General features: G+C 56.3%; 25 protein-coding genes. 5 read left to right on the top strand and 20 right to left on the bottom strand.

All coding sequences use genetic code 11. The features are described from left to right. Positions 1 to 3: 3 nt before the first annotated feature. Complete coding sequence (locus Q1A51_RS07055) at positions 4 to 480, bottom strand: nuclear transport factor 2 family protein (RefSeq protein WP_299598226.1); 477 nt, start codon at positions 478 to 480, stop codon at positions 4 to 6. Between the two features lie 142 nt (positions 481 to 622). On the opposite strand from Q1A51_RS07055, the gene Q1A51_RS07050 reads away from it, so the two are divergent. After that, positions 623 to 1,519 carry a LysR family transcriptional regulator gene (locus tag Q1A51_RS07050; RefSeq protein ID WP_299598230.1) on the top strand — a complete coding sequence of 299 codons (897 nt, stop codon included), beginning with the start codon at positions 623 to 625 and terminating at the stop codon, positions 1,517 to 1,519. 23 nt (positions 1,520 to 1,542) lie between these two features. On the opposite strand, the gene Q1A51_RS07045 is transcribed toward Q1A51_RS07050, so the two are convergent. The 10 genes from Q1A51_RS07045 to Q1A51_RS07000 all read right to left on the bottom strand — a co-directional run bounded on the left by Q1A51_RS07045 (position 1,543) and on the right by Q1A51_RS07000 (position 8,489). Continuing rightward, positions 1,543 to 2,325, bottom strand: a complete 783-nt coding sequence (locus Q1A51_RS07045) for an MOSC domain-containing protein (RefSeq protein WP_299598233.1) — start codon at positions 2,323 to 2,325, stop codon at positions 1,543 to 1,545. Between the two features lie 69 nt (positions 2,326 to 2,394). Then, the gene (locus Q1A51_RS07040) at positions 2,395 to 3,345 is read right to left on the bottom strand and encodes an alpha/beta hydrolase (protein WP_299598236.1); all 951 of its coding nucleotides are present in this window, start codon (positions 3,343 to 3,345) and stop codon (positions 2,395 to 2,397) included. Positions 3,346 to 3,681: 336 nt separating this feature from the next. After that, complete coding sequence (locus Q1A51_RS07035; protein ID WP_299598239.1) at positions 3,682 to 4,350, bottom strand: hypothetical protein; 669 nt, start codon at positions 4,348 to 4,350, stop codon at positions 3,682 to 3,684. Between the two features lie 27 nt (positions 4,351 to 4,377). After that, positions 4,378 to 5,001: a glutathione S-transferase family protein gene (locus Q1A51_RS07030; RefSeq protein WP_299598243.1), complete on the bottom strand. Its 624-nt coding sequence runs from the start codon at positions 4,999 to 5,001 to the stop codon at positions 4,378 to 4,380. A gap of 4 nt (positions 5,002 to 5,005) precedes the next feature. Next, a complete protein-coding gene (locus Q1A51_RS07025) occupies positions 5,006 to 5,902 on the bottom strand; it encodes an NmrA family NAD(P)-binding protein (RefSeq protein WP_299598246.1) in 897 nt (298 codons plus the stop codon). A 10-nt stretch (positions 5,903 to 5,912) separates the two neighbouring features. Then, entirely contained in the window at positions 5,913 to 6,851 is a 939-nt protein-coding gene (locus Q1A51_RS07020) for a pyridoxamine 5'-phosphate oxidase family protein (protein WP_299598249.1), read from the bottom strand. A gap of 24 nt (positions 6,852 to 6,875) precedes the next feature. Then, positions 6,876 to 7,262, bottom strand: a complete 387-nt coding sequence (locus Q1A51_RS07015) for a nuclear transport factor 2 family protein (protein ID WP_299598252.1) — start codon at positions 7,260 to 7,262, stop codon at positions 6,876 to 6,878. 24 nt (positions 7,263 to 7,286) lie between these two features. Continuing rightward, positions 7,287 to 7,718, bottom strand: a complete 432-nt coding sequence (locus Q1A51_RS07010; RefSeq protein ID WP_299598257.1) for a hypothetical protein — start codon at positions 7,716 to 7,718, stop codon at positions 7,287 to 7,289. Positions 7,719 to 7,789: 71 nt separating this feature from the next. Then, positions 7,790 to 8,176 carry a DUF4440 domain-containing protein gene (locus Q1A51_RS07005; RefSeq protein WP_299598260.1) on the bottom strand — a complete coding sequence of 129 codons (387 nt, stop codon included), beginning with the start codon at positions 8,174 to 8,176 and terminating at the stop codon, positions 7,790 to 7,792. 4 nt (positions 8,177 to 8,180) lie between these two features. Next, entirely contained in the window at positions 8,181 to 8,489 is a 309-nt protein-coding gene (locus Q1A51_RS07000) for a hypothetical protein (protein ID WP_299598263.1), read from the bottom strand. A gap of 99 nt (positions 8,490 to 8,588) precedes the next feature. Between Q1A51_RS07000 and Q1A51_RS06995 the strand changes: the two genes are divergently transcribed. Beyond that, positions 8,589 to 9,485 (top strand): LysR family transcriptional regulator, encoded by an 897-nt coding sequence (locus Q1A51_RS06995; RefSeq protein WP_299598266.1) that lies wholly within the window; start codon positions 8,589 to 8,591, stop codon positions 9,483 to 9,485. Between the two features lie 627 nt (positions 9,486 to 10,112). Here Q1A51_RS06995 and Q1A51_RS06990 read toward each other — a convergent pair. After that, positions 10,113 to 10,781, bottom strand: a complete 669-nt coding sequence (locus Q1A51_RS06990) for a hypothetical protein (RefSeq protein WP_299598269.1) — start codon at positions 10,779 to 10,781, stop codon at positions 10,113 to 10,115. 211 nt (positions 10,782 to 10,992) lie between these two features. Then, entirely contained in the window at positions 10,993 to 11,910 is a 918-nt protein-coding gene (locus Q1A51_RS06985) for a LysR family transcriptional regulator (RefSeq protein ID WP_299598272.1), read from the bottom strand. Between the two features lie 97 nt (positions 11,911 to 12,007). On the opposite strand from Q1A51_RS06985, the gene Q1A51_RS06980 reads away from it, so the two are divergent. After that, complete coding sequence (locus Q1A51_RS06980; RefSeq protein ID WP_299598275.1) at positions 12,008 to 12,415, top strand: RidA family protein; 408 nt, start codon at positions 12,008 to 12,010, stop codon at positions 12,413 to 12,415. Between the two features lie 180 nt (positions 12,416 to 12,595). Here the strand turns inward: Q1A51_RS06980 and Q1A51_RS06975 are convergent, their stop codons facing one another. The 7 genes from Q1A51_RS06975 to Q1A51_RS06945 all read right to left on the bottom strand — a co-directional run bounded on the left by Q1A51_RS06975 (position 12,596) and on the right by Q1A51_RS06945 (position 17,377). Then, positions 12,596 to 13,021, bottom strand: coding sequence for a cytochrome c (locus tag Q1A51_RS06975; protein WP_299598278.1), 426 nt, complete (start codon positions 13,019 to 13,021; stop codon positions 12,596 to 12,598). Continuing rightward, positions 13,018 to 14,316, bottom strand: a complete 1,299-nt coding sequence (locus Q1A51_RS06970; protein WP_299598281.1) for a multicopper oxidase family protein — start codon at positions 14,314 to 14,316, stop codon at positions 13,018 to 13,020. The genes Q1A51_RS06975 and Q1A51_RS06970 overlap by 4 nt, the downstream gene beginning before the upstream one ends. 8 nt (positions 14,317 to 14,324) lie before the next feature. Then, the gene (locus Q1A51_RS06965) at positions 14,325 to 15,170 is read right to left on the bottom strand and encodes a CopD family protein (RefSeq protein WP_299598284.1); all 846 of its coding nucleotides are present in this window, start codon (positions 15,168 to 15,170) and stop codon (positions 14,325 to 14,327) included. Beyond that, positions 15,170 to 15,511 (bottom strand): copper resistance CopC family protein, encoded by a 342-nt coding sequence (locus Q1A51_RS06960; protein ID WP_299598286.1) that lies wholly within the window; start codon positions 15,509 to 15,511, stop codon positions 15,170 to 15,172. The genes Q1A51_RS06965 and Q1A51_RS06960 overlap by 1 nt, the downstream gene beginning before the upstream one ends. A 20-nt stretch (positions 15,512 to 15,531) precedes the next feature. Next, positions 15,532 to 15,969 carry a cytochrome c gene (locus tag Q1A51_RS06955; protein WP_299598290.1) on the bottom strand — a complete coding sequence of 146 codons (438 nt, stop codon included), beginning with the start codon at positions 15,967 to 15,969 and terminating at the stop codon, positions 15,532 to 15,534. Positions 15,970 to 16,041: 72 nt separating this feature from the next. Continuing rightward, a complete protein-coding gene (locus Q1A51_RS06950; RefSeq protein ID WP_299598293.1) occupies positions 16,042 to 16,272 on the bottom strand; it encodes a hypothetical protein in 231 nt (76 codons plus the stop codon). 187 nt (positions 16,273 to 16,459) lie between these two features. Further along, a complete protein-coding gene (locus Q1A51_RS06945) occupies positions 16,460 to 17,377 on the bottom strand; it encodes a LysR substrate-binding domain-containing protein (protein WP_299598296.1) in 918 nt (305 codons plus the stop codon). A 98-nt stretch (positions 17,378 to 17,475) separates the two neighbouring features. Between Q1A51_RS06945 and Q1A51_RS06940 the strand changes: the two genes are divergently transcribed. Both Q1A51_RS06940 and Q1A51_RS06935 read left to right on the top strand, forming a co-directional pair. Next, on the top strand, positions 17,476 to 18,180 hold the full coding sequence (locus tag Q1A51_RS06940) for an SDR family oxidoreductase (RefSeq protein WP_299598299.1): 705 nt from the start codon (positions 17,476 to 17,478) through the stop codon (positions 18,178 to 18,180). Next, positions 18,170 to 18,421: a DUF6552 family protein gene (locus tag Q1A51_RS06935; RefSeq protein WP_299598302.1), complete on the top strand. Its 252-nt coding sequence runs from the start codon at positions 18,170 to 18,172 to the stop codon at positions 18,419 to 18,421. Before Q1A51_RS06940 ends, Q1A51_RS06935 begins: the two co-directional genes overlap by 11 nt. The last annotated feature ends 151 nt before the right edge of the window (positions 18,422 to 18,572 follow it).

Genomic DNA, 18,572 nt, shown 5'->3' with positions numbered 1-18,572 from the left:
AGACTAAAGGCCAAGGTCGCTCAGACCCGGGTGATCATCGGGGCGACGGCCAAGCTGCCAACGAAACTTTCGCTCTTCTTCGGTGATAGGCTTTTCGTTGATCGAGGCGTGACGACTGGCCATGTAGCCGTCCTCGTCAAACTCCCAATTCTCGTTGCCATAGGCACGAAACCAGTTGCCGCTGTCGTCGTGATATTCGTAGGCGTAGCGCACAGCGATGCGGTTGTCGGTATAGGCCCACAGCTCTTTGATCAGGCGGTAGTCCAGTTCCTTGTTCCACTTGCGGGTCAGGAACTCTTCGATCTCAGCGCGCCCTTGCGGAAATTCCGCCCGGTTTCGCCATTTACTGTCAGGTGTGTAGGCCAAAGCGACCTTCGATGGATTGCGTCCGTTCCAACCGTCTTCGGCCAGTCGAACCTTTTCGATTGCCGTCGTTTTGCTGAACGGTGGAAGCGGATGGCGGGGTGGTTCCTGCGTCATGGGGTGATCTCTCTATCTCAAATGCTCATAGCGCTGAGCTGCGCTTACACTCTTGATAAAACATGCCAACTGTCGAATTAATGCGTTAAATGTGAAACTCATTATTTCGCAAAATGACATATATCTGTAGGAGCCTTGCCCCATGGATCGCATCCAAAGTCTTGAGGTCTTCATTGCTGTCGCGGAGGCAGAAAGCTTTGCGGAGGGTGCACGGCGTGTCGGGCTCAGCGCCCCATCGGCGACTCGTGGCATTAACTCATTGGAAGCCCGGCTCGGCGCGCGGCTCTTTACCCGCACGACACGCCGGGTCCGGCTGACAGAGGTTGGACAAGCCTATCTTGAAGATGCGCGGCATATCCTTGACCAGATGCAGGCCGCAGACGATGCAGCAAAAGGGGCCGCCACGAATCCGGTGGGCAAGCTCCGGATCACTTGTTCCAACGAGTTTGGTCGCATCTACGTCGCACCAATCCTTACCGAGTTTCTAGACACCCATCCGGGGGTCAGCGCGGATGTTCTCATGGTCGACAGGATTGTGAACATGGTCGAAGAAGGGTTTGATTTGGCCGTGAGGATCGGCGAGTTGCCCTCGTCCGGACTTGCAGCCGTGCGTGTTGGCCAGGTGCGGCGGATCGTCTGCGGAACACCAGGCTATTTTGAAGCGAACGGCATCCCTCAAACGCCTGCGGATCTGCAAAAGCATCAGATCGTTGCAGCCTCGCCTGTCAGCCCGACGAATGAATGGCGCTTTGGCCAAGACATGCAGGACGGCGTTCGGATCAGTCCGCGCCTGACAGTCAGCAGTGTCGCCACAGCCATATCGGTGACCAAACGGAGCTGGGGGATATGCCGTGTCCTGTCCTACCAGGTCGGCCCGGATCTGCAGGACGGCACATTACAAACCGTGCTGGAAGAATTCGAACCCGCGCCCCTCCCGATCCACCTTGTGCATGTCGAAGGGCGTCGGGCGCCTGCCAAGATCCGCACTTTCATCGAACTCGCGAAAGATCGCTTACGGGCGACCTCAGTACTGAACTGACTATCGTGCGTGTTGGACCACCCTCACAATAAGGTTCCCGTCTTCCCAATGTTCAACACCCCGCCGGCGGCAACTTCGACATAGACACCCATATCCATATGGCCGAGCTCTTTGCGGAGCAGATAGGGAACCTTCACGTCGCGTTCAGCTGTCTTTGGATTCACCTCGGTCGCCGCGCAGCGCTTTGTTCGGGACAGGATACGAAACGTCACATCTCCAAACGCCAATGTTCTGTCGACAGCGTCCAGTTCCGCATAGGGTGGCAATCCATCAATCACAACATTTGCCCGGAAGCGGTCCGGGTGCAGCTCCGTGCTGATCCGTTTTTCCATGTCGCGCAAAGAGTTGAGGTTCAAGACAGAGATCGCGTTCATCATCTGCGGAGAGACAACGGATACGTCCGTAAATCGATGCGGGGCGGACGATACGAATGTGGGCGGTTCTGCGTCGGGCAAAGCCAAGTGATCGTGCAAAAAACGGGCAGCGGCCTCCGCCTGTGCCGGATCTCTCATGTCGAACGTCTTAGGTGATTGTCCGTCGGAAACATCCAGTACTTCGTTCTCATCGTCGAAGGCGGTCTTCAATCCCGCAAGTCCCGCGACCTTTAGCAGAACGATGAAGCGATCTTTGGGCAGGGGCTTGGGGTGTTTGGGATCAAAACCGGAATTGAACCGAGCAAACCCAAACAGGCGATCACCAGGGAACCCTTCACCCGCACTTAGCGTGACGGTTTGCAGTCGCTCCGCCGACAGACCTTTGACCGGATATCTGTTCAATTCTTTGATCGTTACATCTGCGTCGGGCATCGTGCTCTCCATCGTATGAGGCGCAGGCACCCAAAGCGCCTGCGCCTGAAAACCCTATGAGATCATAGTTCAGTTCCGGTCTGCCTGTGACAAGCGCTTCGACAAGAAGTTCCGAATGCGCAGGGCGATGACGTCACCATCCTCTTCGAGCGCGAAGTGCCCTGTATCAAGGATATTGTAGTCCACATCGACAAGGTCGCGCTGATAGCCTTCGGCACCGGCAACCGGGAAATACGCGTCATTCTTGGCCCAAACGATCAGCGCAGGCGGCTGGTGTTCGCGCATGTATGCCTGCCATTCAGGATATTTGGCGACGTTGTTACGGTAGTCGTAAATCAGTCCAAGCTGGACGTCATGCATTCCGGGCCGACTCATGGCCTGGTGATCCAGCAACCAGTTGTCCGGCAGGATTCCATCGGGATTGCGAGTGCCGTGGGTATACTGCCAGCGCAACCCTTCAACACTGAAAATGTTCGGGATCAGCGTTTGCTCGTATTCCGCATCGCGCCCGTTTTCCCAAAGGTAGGTCACAGGCGCCCATGTCTCCGGGTTCACACCCTCTTCATAGGCGTTCCCGTTCTGAATGATCAGAGTCTCGATCCGTTCGGGATGGACGGTCGCGATGCGAAAACCGACCGGAGCACCGTAGTCCTGAAGATACATCGAAAAGGTGTCGATACCCTTTTGCTCCAGGAATGTGTCTACTGTTTCGGCAATGTTGTCGAACGTGTAGGTGTAGCTGTCAGGTGACGGAAAATCGCTCGCGCCGAAACCGGGATAGTCGGGCGCAATCAGGTAGTAGTCATCAGACAGTTCGTCCAACAAATGGCGGTACTGGTGTGAAGAGCTTGGAAAGCCGTGCAAGAGGACAATCGCAGGGTTTTCCGGGTTTCCCGCTTCACGATAGAAGATCTTGACGCCGTCCACCGTCTCGTAGCCGACCTGCACGTCGCCGGCGAAAGCGGGCGACGTCATCAAGCTTGCAAGCGCGAGGCCCGCTGCCGTGAGTGTATGTTTCATAATATTCTCCTTTGGCTGGCTCGTTTTCCGTACCCAACGCAATGGGGTTGGCAGTCAGAAGAACGAGCGGTTCTGTCATGCCAAAGAAGATATTCTTATTGCTTTTAGAAACTATCGGGATAATTCGAATTTCATTATTTTGCATTTTGCTAGTATTTGGTCACCACCTTATCAGCTTGGCTTTTCTAAATTGCGCTACGCCTCGACATCACAACATCAGTCGGTTCGCGGGACGTGGCCCTGCCAGATATCTTGGCGGTGCCACATGCTGCCTGAAGTAACGGGCCGTACCAGAATGGTCCGCTGTCACTCCAGCCCACATGTCTGGACTTCGATCTAGGTCATGAGCGCACGAATATGATCTACCGTCTTGGACATCACAATCTGTTTGAATTCTGCCTCAAAGGTCTTGAGATCGTACACGGAGTCGATTTGACCCAATAGCTTCCCCTCATTCGTTAGGACGAGAATTGTCGGATAGGATTGAATGCCAAGCGACGCGGATAGCGCGTAACTCTCCGCGACCAGAGAAGTGTCTTCGGTGGCGCCGACGATTGCATCGGTATCCAGCCTGGGAAACCCGTGTGTTGCGCAAATCTGGTCATAGGTTTCTGCGACATTGAGGTCCCTACCCTCCAGGAAATGCACATCCTGAATGGCATGTGCAAATTCCAGCGTCCGATCGGGCGCCAACGCTTTCATTTGAAGGATGGCATGGCTGGGGGGCGCCGAAATGCTCAGCGGAGCATCCTCACGGTGCAACATATCCCGGAACGGTTGCCCGATGGCGCGTCCCGTGACCCGGGTCATATCAACCTCGGCTTGGGCGATGTAATCGGCCATGTCGGCATAGCTGCCCACACGTTCCCCTTTGACCAACCCACCCGGAACAACGTCGATATCAACATCCGGGTGTGCCGCAGCAAAGGCATCCAACGTTGGCGTGAAACCAAAGCACCAACCACACAGGGTGTCGTGCCCATAGATGATCTTGATCTTGCTCACGAGAATCTGCTCCGCTCTGGAACAGCCTTAGGCGGCTGTTCCCATGATTTCGGCAACGGACTGGATTTTCGGGAAACCTTCCAAGGCTTCCAGACGTGCCAGCCATGCTTTGACATTGGGGTAATCCGCCAATGAAACACCTGCTTCCTCGACAGCAGCAATGTAGCCATAGTTCGCCACATCCGCGATGGTCGGCGCGTCTCCTACCAGCCAGTCATGCTGGGCCAGGCGCGGCTCGAACATGGTTTTCATCAGGCTATTTGTCTTCTGAACGGCGCCGTCATAGTCGATTGGCACACCAAAGAATTTCGAGATGCGGGCGCCACAGGGCCCTTCGAACACTTCCTTAACGCTTGTGGCCAGCCACTCCTGGATCAGGGCAGCTGTGACCGGATCAGTCGGTAGCCATGTGCGGTCCGCGTCGTATTTCATGGCAAGATAGGTCAGGATCGATGTGGAGTCGCGCAAGATGACATCGCCATCGACCAGCGCGGGCACCTGACCCAGCGGGCTGATTTTCAGGTAGTCGGGTTGCTTATGGGCGCCGCTTTGCAGGTCCATGATGACGACGTCGTGCGCGACATTCAGCAGTGAAAGCATCGCAGTAGCCCGGTGGGCGTGGCCGGACAGAGGGTGAGTATAGAGCTTCATGAAACTATCCTTGTTGGGTGAAGTGAAGGCGATGATCTGACACCCAGTCGGCAAAGGATGTCAGTTTGAGATCGAAGCGGGCCTCGATCTCCGAGGGGTCGGTCAGAAAACCGGGTTGGAACTGATCCGGGTTGGCCTGCACGCCGCCATACATGCCCGCGATCATGCCAGCGACACGCGCTCCGGCCATAATCGAAAGCTGGGCCTCGAACGCAGCGGGCGTCATGACGTCATAGGTCAGGTCCCGCCGCAGCGCCTCGCCCATGATGCGGGCCAGATCATCGCCGTCCAATGCAGCAGGCCCGCCAAGGCGCAAAACCTCGTTGGGCAGGTCGCCTTGCAATGCTTTATCCGCGACGCGGCCAAAGTCGGCGGCAGCACCCCATTGCATCTTAAAAGGCTCCGGGGTCGGATAGAGCAGCTTGCCCTGCCTCAGCCCTTCCATGGTCCAGGGCCCCAGCAGGTTTTCCATATAGGTGATCGGCACCAGCCCGAGGAAGGAAAACCCATCCTCTTGCAATGTGCGCCACAGCACAGCCCCGGGATCGGTGGTCGAGGACGGATCCATGATCGGCCCGCCGGTATTCCAGACAACCCGCGTGATCCCTGCGTCCTTGGCGGCCCGCAGCGCATTCAGACCATAGGCGTTGCGGTCATCATTTGGGTCGGTGATCAGGGGTACGTGCATAAACAGAGCGTCCTGCCCTTCGCTGGCGCGGCGCAGCGCATCCAGATCGGCCATGTCGCCCGTGAACGCATCAACCCCTGCGGCTTGCCAACGCTCTGCCCCCTTGGGGGAGCGTGTGAATGCGCGGACCGCATGGCCTGCGTCGACCAGCGCTTGGGTGCCTGCGGACATCTGGGCGCCGTTCGCGCCGTAAGCGAGGATTTTGAGAGGCATTGCTCGGCTCCTAGTGCTGGCTCAGGTCGGGACTGACGGGCGATGTTTCGATGAATTGCCACCTCAGCCCTGTGGCGGCCTTGCGGCGGGTCACACTCGTGATTGTGACCTGCAACAGACGCAAGGCACCGGGATGGGCTGCGGCTGCGTCAGAATCTTCGATCAGCGCAGCCGTGCCGTGCATGTGCAGCTGGTCGCCCGTTTCAAAATCGATGAACAACAGGGCCGCATCCGGGTTCAGCAGCAGGTTGCCAAAGGTGTTGTAGAGATCGTTGCCGCGGTAGTCGGGGATCGTGATCTGGGTGGCACTGTCCACGGACACAAAGCCCGGCTGCCCGCCACGGTGATTGACATCGACCCCCTCATAGGGCGCGCCAGAGCCGTCCTGCACATAGGATGCGATGAAGAAGGTGTCCGACTTCCCGATCAAGTCGATATCGGCGGCTTCCAACAGAGGCCGCGGCGTCGCAGTGGCCGGTGCAGGGGCCAGGTTACGGACAGAGATATCCCGCAGACTGATGTATTTCGGACAATTGCCATAGCTCTGAACAACCGTGATGCTGATCTGCCCATCATCTATCGCTGACACGCGCCCGTGCATCCGGTTGCGCCGCCGGTTCGACAAATCCAGCCCCAAGACACCGACCGGCTGGCCGATGGCAAGCCCATCAAAGGCAGGCAAGCCAGTGCGGTCGTCTGTCCTGATGGTCAACGTCTTGGGGTCAGGGGAGGATGCAAACCCTTGGGGTCCAGTCAGGATCGTGGCGTGGGGCAGGCCCGCCTGATCCACCGTGCCCAGAAAGATATATTCCAGCCCTTCGAAAAATTCGCGGTGTTGATCCGGCATGTGATCCCACATCAGGTGCTTGGTCAGCACATCGATCTTTTCGCGCATGCCAACCTGGTTTTGCAGGCGCAGCTCACCTTCGTGGAAATGTTTGACGGTCATGGCAATCCTCCGGTCGTGTTGTGATCAGGACAATGCGGGCGGGCCGTTCGGGCAATCGATCAGGTAGCCCCAGCCGCCGTTTTCGAGCTTTTTGGCGACTTCTGTGGACTGCCCTTCGGCCATGAGCGAGCCATCTGGCGCAACAACACTCCAATTGGCGCGCAGCAGGGCGACGTCGCCATTGATCACCTCGCAGAACACATCGCTTTTGATGGCCGGCTTGAGCTCAATGAACTCCTCAAACGCTTTGCGTGCACCGCTCAGCCCCGTGAGTGGTGGTTGATCAGGCGGAAAGAAGATCTGGCAGTCGGGGTGAAACATGGTGGTGATACCGTCAAGATCGCCTTCCTGGAGATAGGCGCTGACGCAATCCGCGATGTCGCGGGGACGTTTTGCGATATATTGGGACATGGGGAAGCCTCTGGTTGGTTTGGATTAAAAGTCGAAGGAACCGGTGTCGCGCACGTTATCGGGCAACCAGGTTTCCTGAATGTGCAGCCACGTGACAGGGCTGGTCATTTTCATCAGAACGCTGGTGACGCGGGCATTCTTGTGGGCCGACTGCGTGGCGCCGACCTGCCATTCGGTATAGGTCGCCATGACCAGATCCCCGATTTCCTGCCGGATGGTGACATCGCAGATCTGGATGCGGAAATCGGTGTTCGAGCCATAGCCGCTGTCGAACCCGCCCTTGAGCATCTCACCCGTCAGGATGTGTCCTTCTGGCGGGATGAAGATGACGTTGTCATCCAGATGCGACAGGAACTTGGGGGCAAGCTGTGCACGGTCCACGGTGCCGTTGAACCACCGGGTGAAGAAATCATGCAAATCGACGATTTCCTTGGTGACGATCTCAAGCGCAGACATCTCGAACTCCTGTGAAATTCCGGCTGGGCGGAGAGAGGCGGCCGCGCCTTGTCTGGCGCGGCCAGCGCGGTTCATTGGGGACCGTTGTTGTCCATGTCGAGGATCATCTTCCACGCACCGTTTTCATCCCGCTGGTAAACCAGAGCCAGACGGCCTTCGGGGCTGCGCACATCGCTGGTGTCGCGCATCTTCATGGTGCCATAGAAGCGGCCCACGACGACAACGGTGTCGCCAAATTCGGTCAGGGTTTCGATGTCGAAACCGGATGTGATTTCCGCCGCCGCGATGCGGGGGTTGTATTTGTCACGGATGGCTTGTGCACCGACAGTGACGGGTTGGCGTTCATTCACGGTCACGGTGTCGGGGTGAACAGTGCTGACCATCTGCTCGATGTCGCCGCCGTCCAGGCCGCCGTTCCAGGTGTTGATGACGGCTTCGATTTCTGTACGTACGCTCATGGGTCTACTCCGTTGTCTGAGGGTTGTGAGCTTTGAAAAACTGGCCAACGATGATTTCGTCAATTTCGGCCAGAAAGGCTTGGGTTGCGGACCGCTCTGCGAATTGAGGGGTCACGTGTTTGGCGGTTTCATGATCCGGGAACGTGAAGATGTCGGTGTAAAGCGTCGGTTTGTTCGGATCGACGGACACCAGCGTTTCCCAAGACGTGACACCGTCCAATGCCACAAAATCCGTGCGCGCAGCCTCGCGGACCGCATCAACATGCGCGCCGTCCTTCATCTTCAAAACGAAAATCTCAGTAGTGGCTGTCATGGCAAGCTCCTTGTTTCTGTGGCTTGCCATGAAGTTAGGGGACTGGTAGCGTAAGGATAACCCGCCCTTTTCCTTACATAGTGATCGGAAAAACAAACAATGAGTCGGAACAGCTTCGGAGATATCCGCGTATTTGTCGAAGTTGCTCGTCGTGGTGGTTTCCGCGCCGCCGCAGAACATCTGAACCAAGCCCCCGCGTCCGTTAGCGAGGCCATTCAGCGTTTTGAAGACCGGCTAGGTGTCCGGTTGTTCGAACGATCCACGCGCGCGGTCGCGCTGACGCCAATCGGCGAACAGTTCTATAAACGCAGCCTGCCCGCCGTTACCGATCTTGAAGGGGCGATCAACGCCTTGGACGAAGAAAAGGGCAAGGTGAGTGGGACATTGCGGATTTCAGCCCCCTATAGTGCGGGGCCGTTTTTCCTCGACGATCTGATTGCCCGTTTTGCAGCGGCCTATCCGACCGTTCAGACAGAGGTCATCTACGATGACAAAAAGGTGGACCTGCTGACATCCGGCATTGATGCGGCGATCCGATCCCAAACCATGATGGCCCCGGATACGCACGCGGTACCCGTTGGACCAGAATTGAACATGACAATTTTGGCCGCCCGCAGCTATTTGGAGCAACGCGGGACCCCGATGCATCCGAGCGATGTGATGGAACACGACACCATCTGTTACGCCTTTGGACAAGGTGATCGGTTGGCTCCATGGGGCTTCAAGGGACCGGATGGATCATTCGTTGTTCAGCCAAAGCCAAGGCTTGTCGCAAACGATATGCGCTCACTTCTGCACTATGCCTCACAAGGATTGGGGCTGGCTTATGTTTACCGCGAAATTGCTGCGCCTTACATGGCGAACCATGACTTGATCGAGGTGCTCAGATCTCATCTCGCACCGATGCCTCGCTATTCGATCAACTACCAAAGCAAGCGACATATGACGCGTCGATTGCGGGCATTTATCGATTTGGCAAAGGCTGGAACGTCTTAGCCCGAAAAGCAGATGACGCAAATCAGTGCGCGTCAATATGTGGGCGGTGACCTTACCTCAATTGGCTCAGCAGAGCGCGGGAAACCGGGCAACTGGCGCAAAACGCAACTCTGCTAACCAGGCACTCGATAGAAGAAAATTTCTTCGAATGGTCCGACAAGCCTGCCCTGTTTTGCATGGGTTGGCGTCGGCCGGAGTTGCGTATCCATTTCACTGTCGGCCTGCGGTATTACTATTGAAAATACTGCGGCATCTCTCTGGGAATACGCAGCGCCGGATAGCGACGATCGTAACGATGCATGCGTGCGCAGCAGAAAACTCGAATTCACAGGTTGGGTTCAACGCCGACCTTGGTGGCATAGCAGGATACCAGCCGCCGACTATCTCCAACGATGTCATTCTTCGGCCCCAGGACGACCTTGAACACTGCGTCAGATTGCTGCGATGCGGCCCGTCACACCGGACATTCGCTGCGTCCGCAAAGCCGAATACCAAACGAACCTGCCAAATGCGGACGAAGTGCCAATTCGCTGCGCTTGCGCCAATGGCCGCAAAGGGAAGCGAAAGACAGATGTACTAGTTGTGTGAAGCCACAACAACGGTCGGCCTTATACCCCAGGCACAAGGCTATCTCGGTTCACTTTCTGACCTTTTAAACATCTTGATCATTGCAGGAGCGATTGATCCCAACATGATCGGCAAAAGCTCAAGTCGTAAATATCCGTAATACCAGACCCAGCTAGACAGCGAAAAGTTGTGCCGCACATACTCGCTGATCAATAGAGCGACAAGACTAGCACTGATTATGCCCCAACGTGCCAACTTTGTTTCATCTTCTGAAAAAACCGTTTCGCCACTGTCACCAGCGAACAGGTGGACTTTCTTTAGCACTAATCCGACGCATTGCTCCAAACCGGACAGCACACACCAAGCACTCGGAATAAGTTGAAAGTAGATGAAGTTCCCGGTGCACAACGTTAATATCGCTCCGATCGGTAAAACGGATAGTCGCAAATCCGCGCTTGACCGGGTTTTCCCTGTGTAAAGCCCGAAGCAACGAAGGATCAACCATATAGCTAGCGCAAAGAGGACAGCCGCCTCAAATCCGAACTGATAAAAGGCGAAGATCACCGGAACAGGCCGAAGCAACAGGCTTGCCAGTGTCAAAAGACAACCGCGACGTGCTGGTTCAGAATCCTGACCCTCACTTTGGTGGGTGGATGCGAATTTGAAACTGAAAAAAGCTAAGCCACTCAAAATGAAAAACATGACGATAGGAATAATGAGATAGATCATTTTTTGTGTTCTACAGCCCTGACCGTTTGAGTGTCCCCAACCTTTAGTGGCACATCAATATCTTTGCCAGTTCCAACACAATGCTGACATTTATGGGTATCGCAGCATCGGTGAGTTTGGGCTCAAAGCCGCCGTTCAAGCATTTCGTAGCCAGCGCTCCCTAGAGCCCAAATCACTCCCAAATTCTGCATCGCAAGGACTATCAGATGCGTTAGCGTGCTTTGCCTGAACTAAGCGCCTTGAGATCCTCACCAAGCATGTCGATAAAACGACGGACACGCGGCTCCAGCAGACGCTTGTGGGGATAGAGTGCGAGGATTGGAATCTGGCCATGGCTGAGCCGAGGCAGAACCCGCTCAAGACGGCCCTCTGCAATGTCGGACCCAACCAGAAGCCGCGGTAGCAAAGCGATACCGAGACCATCCAAAGCCGTGGCACGCAGCGCTTCGGCACTGTCGAGTCGTAGGCGGACCTGACCCTGGGCGCGGACGCAGGTGCCGTCTTCCTCTTGCAGATGCCAGCCCTGCCGCTCGCCGCGGCTGGCAAACTGAAGCAGATCGTGACGCGTGAGCTGTTCGATGTTCAAGGGACGGTCACGCCCATCAAAATAGTCCGGGGCCGCACATAAGATCGCTTCATCCCGCATGAGTGTCCGCGCAATGAACCCTTGGTCGGGCGCGCTCACACCGATCCGGATCGCAAGATCAAAGCCCTTCTCGATGATGTTGTCGACCCGATCCGACAGCGCCATCTCGATCTGTGTCTCAGGCCAGGTTTCCAGATACCGGCGCACCGTCGGCAGCAACAGTCTGCGTCCCAAAGCGTCAGGCGCCGTAATGCGCAAAACACCGCGCGGGACCCCACTGTCACTGGCGATACTGTCGTCAGCGGCCTCGATCGCCTCACGAATGGCCTGCCCATGTTCGTAGAGGCGCTTTCCCTCCTCGGTGAGATCCAGCGCGCGTGTATTCCTGTTCAAAAGCCGGGCGCCATATCCTTCTTCAAGACGTGCTATGGCCTTCCCGGCAGTCGAGCGCGATAGCCCGAACATCTTGCCCGCTCCAACGAAGCTTCCGGTCTCAACCACCGAAAGAAAGAGGAGGATGTCATTCACCTTCGATCCGATCATGTTCAATTGTAGCATTTTGATCGGGACTGGGGCGAACACAATTCGCCACTCGCAATGTCTAAGTCTTTTGCCATGACAACCAGCAAAGGAGGCAGATATGTCCGCTTCAATTGATCGTATGAACCCACCAGCCCTGCCGGACACCGGGAAGGTCGGGTACTCGCAAATCTCGATTGTGCGTCCGGGCGCGCTGGCCTTCGTGTCAGGTCAGGTGGCCTGGCGACCTGACGGAACACCCCCACCGGCGTCTTTGGCCGAACAGACCGCTATCGTCGTCGAGAACCTGAAAGGAGCGCTCGAAGCCCTTCAGGCATCGACCGACGACATCGTCCAGATGCACATCTATTTGACCGATCTGCGGGACGATACCCAAGACAGCGCCATGGGTGGCATCCTGCGGTTCCTCGACGGCGCACAACCAAGCCTGACCGGCATCGGCGTGGCCGCCTTGGCAGGTCCGGATCTTCAGATCGAGGTGGAAATGGTGGTGCAAGTCGCGGCATGATCAGAGCCTGGGAAACGCGTACCCCTGACATCCCGTACACGCGACCAGCCCGTCATCGAAGTGACGCGGGTTTGGCCTGAGCCGATATGCGCTTTTGGAAGGGTGTGATGATCCATAGCCCGCCAACGACTGCATCAAAAGGGAGCTGTCACGTACTTGTAAATTCAGTGAGCGGCCAAGCTAGTGCGGCGGGTTACGGTTGGCATGCATCTCTTGCACCCGCTCAGGCCATGTTGATCTGATGTAAGCCAAAATGTCCCAAATCTCGTCGTCAGAAATGACACCTTTAAAGGCGGGCATACCGCTGTTGAAATCAGTCACGCCCCGGGTTGCCAGAGCACCTCGACCTCCAAGCTTTGTGTATTCAAACAGAAGCTGATTGTCGTGGTGCCAGGTATGCCCTGTCTCGTCATGAGGCGGGGCCGGCAATACGCCATCATCATTCGGTGATCGCCAATTTGGCTGCCCTTCAAGGTTCGCTCCATGGCACGCGGCGCATTGCGCTTGGTAGAGCGTTTGACCCGCGATGATATCGCGGTCCAACAACTCATGATCGGCAAATCCCGGAGTTCCCAACACCAAAAAAATTGCCGCCAGCCGTCTCATACGACCTCCACCCATGTTCGCATGCCCCCGACTGCGTGACTGAGCATATGACAGTGCAGCATCCACTTGCCCGGGTTGTCGAAGGTACAAAGGATGTCGCGGCTCTGGTTGGGAAATACCAGCGTAGTGTCTCTGAGATCTCCTGAGCTGCCGTCTTCACCCAACTCATAGAAATGGTGACCATGTAGATGGATGCCGTGCGGGAAGGACGTGTCGTTCACCAATGTGAACTTTGCCGTCTCGCCTCGTTTGAATGCCCCAAAAGGCGCAGATTGGAGATCAGAAACATCGTTGAAAGCCCAGATGTTGTCACCGCCGTGACGCCCACCCATCGCACCGCCCATCATGCGCAACGTCAGATGCTTGCTGGGATCAGCGGCCACGGGAATTGCATGTGAAGGCAAAGCAGCGATGGGTGCAGGTTGACGGGCCGCATTCATTCCTTCGGCTTCAATAGTGCCAAGCTCATAGGGGCCTTGCCTGCTCATCATGTCCAGCTTCACCGCACCTGACACATCGAGAACAAGATCGACCCGCTGCGCGGGCGCCATCATGATTTGGTCGAACGCGCGTGGTTCAGGCAGGGCCATACCGTCCAAGGCAACGATGCGGCCCGTGGCCCCGGTCACCGCAAGTGGAAAGATCCGGTTCGTTGCTGCATTGATGAGGCGAAGTCTGATCCGATCGCCAACCCTGACGTCGCTGGGCGAGAAGAACGCCCGGGCAAATGTGCCCAGAAGCCCCGCATGGGCGACACTGTGGCGGTCTGCATATTCCTCGATCAGAGCACCGTCCCGCTCTATCAACCAGTCAGAGAGTATGGCCGTGATGTCATGATCCACATCGACCGGTTCATCGTCTTCAACGATCAGCGGCCCCATCATCCCCCGGGCGACTTGTTCGTGAGAGATGTAGTGAGAGTGATACCAGAACGTGCCAGCATCAGGCGGCACGAAGCTGTAGGTTTTGGTATCGCCTGGATCAATGATGTTCTGGGTGAGGACCGGCACCCCGTCCATGCTGTTTTCAAGCCGTATGCCGTGCCAATGAACAGCGGTGCCTTCGTCCAGGCCATTTTCGACATCGATGGTCACCCGTTCGCCACGTCGCACACGAAGTTCCGGACCCGGCATTGAGCCGTTGAAGCCCAACATGCGTGTTGTTCCGTCGCCGGCTGGCAGGACCTGACTTGTGACCTCCTCGGCCCGCAGGCGATACATCGACGATCCCGCAATGGCTTGACGCGGCAGCAGCCCAATGGCGGCGGAACTTGCAAGAAATTGGCGGCGGTTCATGGCAATCCTCACGATGGCAACGTCAGTACAGATGTCAGAATGGCGGTCGTCAGCAGGATAGCAACGACCGCAATCCACTCAAAAGAGATGGAGCGGGATAGATGTTCAGAGGCCTGGGCTTCACCCGCCATCAACTTGGGAACAAAGCGCACCTTGTTTAGGGCTGCGAGGCTGAGCAGAACACCCACCAGCAACACTTTCACGATCAGGGCCTGCCCATATCCCGTGCCGAGAAGCGCATTGATTGATCCAACGAGGATATAGCTCATCACCAGCCCCATCAGAATGAGCAGGGGGACAAAAAGCATAGCCAGACGGCCAAAGCGTTGGCCGAGGTCAGCAGTCTCTGATGTAGCCCCGACATTTGCCAGCCGTCTCAACGGTGTCAGGATGCCAACCCACATTGCCATGGCGATCAGATGGATCAGCAGGAGGGCATCCAACCAAAGCAGTTCGCGGTCGGGAATATGCCCAACAATGGCGAATGACCAAAGTGCGAGTAGACCACCCAGCGCCGACGCCCAAAGGCCGGGATGACCAAGCGGAAGTCCGACGATCAAGAGTGCCAAGCCAACGAAACGATAGGCCAGCGCCGTTCCTACAGGGGTCGCCCAGAGCAATCCCAGCATCTCTGGATCGGTCATGCCACTGGCATCACCCGTCAGTGCGGCTCCGCCCAGCAAAAACCCAAGCACCGCTGCGACCAGACCAACAGCAGCAAAGATGCTGGCAAAGGCCCTGACGCCCGAAATTTTGAACATGATAACAGCAAAGACTGTCCCTGCGGATGTCAGCACCCCAAGGTACAGCAGAAACTTCGTGGCCATCGCGGCCAAACCCCAGATGTCCGGCACTATTCCTCTACCGTAAAGCTGAAGGTCCCATTCATGGTATGACCATCGTCACCAAGGCCACGCCATTCGATCTGATAGGTTCCTGCACCCATGGATTGCATCGGGATTGTGTAGTCAGAAACGAACCCGTTGAAGCCATCCAGGTCGAGGTCAGCTTCATGCGCTGCGTGGGTCAGCGTTACACGGGTGAGACGAACGTTGCCTTTGAAGTCCAGGACGATCTCACTTGGGACTTCTTCAACAACGGCCTCATTCACTGGGACGGTAGATTCCAATGGTGAATGCGCAGCCGCTGCAGTTGCCCAGATCAATGTGATACTGGTCAGGAAGGTCTTCTTCATTCTTGTTCCTTTCAGAGCCATCAGTTGATGCCGTTGGCCCGTTGTACTTCACGAATATACGCTGTGATCATCGTAACGTCTCCACGGTTGAGACCTTCGATCGGAGGCATGCTTCCGAAGGGCCAATGATGCCCTCTAACGCCCATGGCGACGGCCCGTTGAAAGCTCTCATCACCGTGGTGGCTTGGTTCATAGATGATGTGAATCAATGGAGGCGCGACGCCATCCTGACCAACTGCATTGGTGCCATGACAGGCCGCACAGTTCGCGTCGAAGCCACGTTTGCCGATCTGTGCATTCACAGAGAGAGTGTCTGGGAGGACGATGTCCGCCAACGCCTTGTCAGCGACAGCAACTTCGACTTCTTGCGATGACGTGGGTTGGTCGGTGCCAGGCCAAAGCACGTATCCCACGACACTGATGGCGATAGCTGCTGTGATTGAGAGGGTTGTCTTCATTATTTTTCTTGCTTCTTGCTCGTCTTCCCATGGCTACACCTTCCAGTCAGTGGAGGGTCAAACGGTATCAGATCACAGTTTTGAGAGCATCCAGAGTGCCATGCCGACCTTCATCAATGCAGCGACAGAGAAAAGCGCCACAGGTTTATGAATTGTGGCATCTTTCGCTTTGGGCGGCTTGCCCACATCCGCACTCAGATCATCGAAACCACCAATGCGTTCCCCATCGAGGACTATCTGCGGCCTAGTCTTGATCCCATGTTGTGGGAACCCAATCCTTCCAGTAACTGGAATGTCAAGCATCGCCCCGAATGAACATTTCCGCAGCATCCAAGCAACTTGAAGAGATCAAAGAGAAGCAACGGGAATTACAGCCATTGCACGACAAGCTCACGTATCTGGTCGCGTCATGCCAAGGTGATCACCGACCAGATTGCCCGATAATCGACGACTTGGGATAATTCCCTGAGAGACAAAAATGTATTTTGCATCAATCATTTGAATGTTCGCTCTCAGGGCCCAATGGCTGCCACTTCCCCTCGTCCGAATGCGATGTAAACCACTTCACGACGTCCAACACAGCCCCGTTGTGTTTGGCCGTGCGCTGCATGAGGAGGTAAAAGTCGTTTCCTCCGGCGGTCCACGCCTCTCCAACTTCTAACAAACGACCCGCCTCAAGGTCATGCGCCACCAGAAAACGGCTCACCAAGGCCACGCCTTGCCCAGCGATGGCAGCATCAACCGCAAGCGACGTTTGGCTTAGTCGAAGACCTCGGGACGCCGCGTCGTGAAGACCCATACTGGCAAGATACCTCGGCCAAAGATCATGGGTATCATGTATCTTCGGTTGTCCTGAGAGGATATCGGGATCAAGCGGCTCCTGTCCGTCGCCCGCAAGCTGAGGCGCGGCAACTGCAACCAGTTCCTGTTTGAACAGCCTGGTAACCTGCAGCGCAGCACCAAATGGTGGCGATCCTTGGCGAATGGCCAAGTCTATCCCATCACTGTGGAAACTGGAGACTTTCTCGGTCGCCATGATCCGCAGGTCGATATTTGGATGGGCTTCGGTGAAGCGCGGCAAATTTGGGATCAACCACTTGGCTGCAAAGGTCGGCGTGACACTGATCAGAACTTTATCCGGCTCCGGCTTCAGGTCAGCCGTTGTCGCGCGGAGCTCTGCAAAGACGGCTGCAATGCGGGCGTGATAGACACGACCGATTGTCGTGAAAGCCAAACCCTTTGGCACCCTGTCAAACAAGGTGACACCAAGATGCGCTTCGAGGTGACGGACGTGCTGCGCCACAGCGCCTTGCGTAACGCCAAGCTCGTCAGCAGCTGCACGAAAGCTGAGCCGGCGTCCGGCAGCATCAAAGGCGCGCAAACCATTCAGCGGGGGAAGTTCGGACATGTGGCAATAGTATTTCTACTGCTACGAAATATCAAATCTAATTCGATCTCCCTTTTCCGCCGAAGTAGATATCGCAAGGCGAAACAGAGGAGCACGAGATGTCTGTAGTAAAAGTAGCGCTGGTCACGGCAGGCGGGAGCGGCATGGGCGCGGATGCCGCACGCAAACTCGCGGCAGACGGCTTCATGGTCGGCATCCTTTCTTCTTCCGGCAAGGGGGAAGCGCTTGGTATCGAACTTGGCGGCTTTGGTGTCACAGGCTCCAATCTCGATAGTGATGCGCTCACCCAGTTGGTCGAGGGTGCCATGGACCGTTGGGGGCGCATTGATGTGTTGGTCAACTCTGCTGGTCACGGTCCGAAAGGCCCGGTCTTGGAAATCAGCGACGAAGATTGGCATCACGGGATGGAAGTCTATCTGATGAATGCGATCCGACCGACCAGGCTCGTCACGCCGGTGATGCAGGCACAAGGCGGCGGTGCGATTATCAACATCTCGACATTTGCGGCGTTCGAACCCGATCCGCTTTTTCCCACATCAGGAGTGTTCCGGGCCGGACTGGCAGCATTTACGAAGCTCTATTCCGACAAGTACGCTCCAGACAATATCCGCATGAACAATGTCCTTCCGGGCTTCATCGACAGCTTGCCGGAAACCGAAGATCGCAAGGCGCGTATTCCCATGGGACGATACGGGCATGCGGCTGAAGTTTCCTCTTTGATCTCGTGGCTTGCCTCTGAGAACGGGACCTACATGACAGGGCAAAACCTGCGCATCGACGGCGGGCTGACCCGTGCCGTCTGAAGCCGTTGTCATTGGTTTGTCCCGGGATCGGCTTGTTTTTGCAGTCAAATGGGGGGCATCCGCTGTTCAGATCATGGGCTACACTGCCACCGGGTTCGGTTGGACGCCTTGGAATCTGTATCTGTTCCTCGTTGGTGTCATCGGCTGGTTTGCTGTCGGAGCACTGTGGAATGACAAAGCGCTCATGCTCGTCCACCTCGTTGCACTTGGTGCAATGATCGCGGGCATGACAAGCGGCTAGAACGCAAAAGCGGCCATTCGACCCAAGCACAGCATTCAACACTTTGGGATGCTATGCGGCCCAGCACCTAAGCGGCGCAAAACTGGCGTTCTGCACTCAACCTGAAATGTGGTTCAGGAACGCAAGCACCTCCCCCAACAAACGCCACGAA

The organism is uncultured Tateyamaria sp., from assembly GCF_947496075.1.
Lineage (GTDB): Bacteria > Pseudomonadota > Alphaproteobacteria > Rhodobacterales > Rhodobacteraceae > Tateyamaria.
The sequence above is the reverse complement of the archived record's forward strand: the minus strand, read 5'-3'. Positions and strand labels throughout refer to the sequence as shown.

Bases quoted from the DNA above. Each gene is read 5' to 3' on its own strand.
- Q1A51_RS07050 (WP_299598230.1), top strand. From the start codon at position 623: ATGGATCGCATCCAAAGTCTTGAGGTCTTCATTGCTGTCGCGGAGGCA.
- Q1A51_RS07000 (WP_299598263.1), bottom strand. From the start codon at position 8,489: ATGACAGCCACTACTGAGATTTTCGTTTTGAAGATGAAGGACGGCGCG.
- Q1A51_RS07010 (WP_299598257.1), bottom strand. From the start codon at position 7,718: ATGTCTGCGCTTGAGATCGTCACCAAGGAAATCGTCGATTTGCATGAT.
- Q1A51_RS06945 (WP_299598296.1), bottom strand. From the start codon at position 17,377: ATGTCCGAACTTCCCCCGCTGAATGGTTTGCGCGCCTTTGATGCTGCC.
- Q1A51_RS06950 (WP_299598293.1), bottom strand. From the start codon at position 16,272: ATGCTTGACATTCCAGTTACTGGAAGGATTGGGTTCCCACAACATGGG.
- Q1A51_RS06990 (WP_299598269.1), bottom strand. From the start codon at position 10,781: ATGATCTATCTCATTATTCCTATCGTCATGTTTTTCATTTTGAGTGGC.
- Q1A51_RS06955 (WP_299598290.1), bottom strand. From the start codon at position 15,969: ATGAAGACAACCCTCTCAATCACAGCAGCTATCGCCATCAGTGTCGTG.
- Q1A51_RS06975 (WP_299598278.1), bottom strand. From the start codon at position 13,021: ATGAGACGGCTGGCGGCAATTTTTTTGGTGTTGGGAACTCCGGGATTT.
- Q1A51_RS07020 (WP_299598249.1), bottom strand. From the start codon at position 6,851: ATGACCGTCAAACATTTCCACGAAGGTGAGCTGCGCCTGCAAAACCAG.
- Q1A51_RS07030 (WP_299598243.1), bottom strand. From the start codon at position 5,001: ATGAAGCTCTATACTCACCCTCTGTCCGGCCACGCCCACCGGGCTACT.
- Q1A51_RS06940 (WP_299598299.1), top strand. From the start codon at position 17,476: ATGTCTGTAGTAAAAGTAGCGCTGGTCACGGCAGGCGGGAGCGGCATG.
- Q1A51_RS07045 (WP_299598233.1), bottom strand. From the start codon at position 2,325: ATGCCCGACGCAGATGTAACGATCAAAGAATTGAACAGATATCCGGTC.
- Q1A51_RS06980 (WP_299598275.1), top strand. From the start codon at position 12,008: ATGTCCGCTTCAATTGATCGTATGAACCCACCAGCCCTGCCGGACACC.
- Q1A51_RS06985 (WP_299598272.1), bottom strand. From the start codon at position 11,910: ATGATCGGATCGAAGGTGAATGACATCCTCCTCTTTCTTTCGGTGGTT.
- Q1A51_RS06970 (WP_299598281.1), bottom strand. From the start codon at position 14,316: ATGAACCGCCGCCAATTTCTTGCAAGTTCCGCCGCCATTGGGCTGCTG.
- Q1A51_RS06995 (WP_299598266.1), top strand. From the start codon at position 8,589: ATGAGTCGGAACAGCTTCGGAGATATCCGCGTATTTGTCGAAGTTGCT.
- Q1A51_RS06960 (WP_299598286.1), bottom strand. From the start codon at position 15,511: ATGAAGAAGACCTTCCTGACCAGTATCACATTGATCTGGGCAACTGCA.
- Q1A51_RS07015 (WP_299598252.1), bottom strand. From the start codon at position 7,262: ATGTCCCAATATATCGCAAAACGTCCCCGCGACATCGCGGATTGCGTC.
- Q1A51_RS07025 (WP_299598246.1), bottom strand. From the start codon at position 5,902: ATGCCTCTCAAAATCCTCGCTTACGGCGCGAACGGCGCCCAGATGTCC.
- Q1A51_RS07055 (WP_299598226.1), bottom strand. From the start codon at position 480: ATGACGCAGGAACCACCCCGCCATCCGCTTCCACCGTTCAGCAAAACG.
- Q1A51_RS07040 (WP_299598236.1), bottom strand. From the start codon at position 3,345: ATGAAACATACACTCACGGCAGCGGGCCTCGCGCTTGCAAGCTTGATG.
- Q1A51_RS07005 (WP_299598260.1), bottom strand. From the start codon at position 8,176: ATGAGCGTACGTACAGAAATCGAAGCCGTCATCAACACCTGGAACGGC.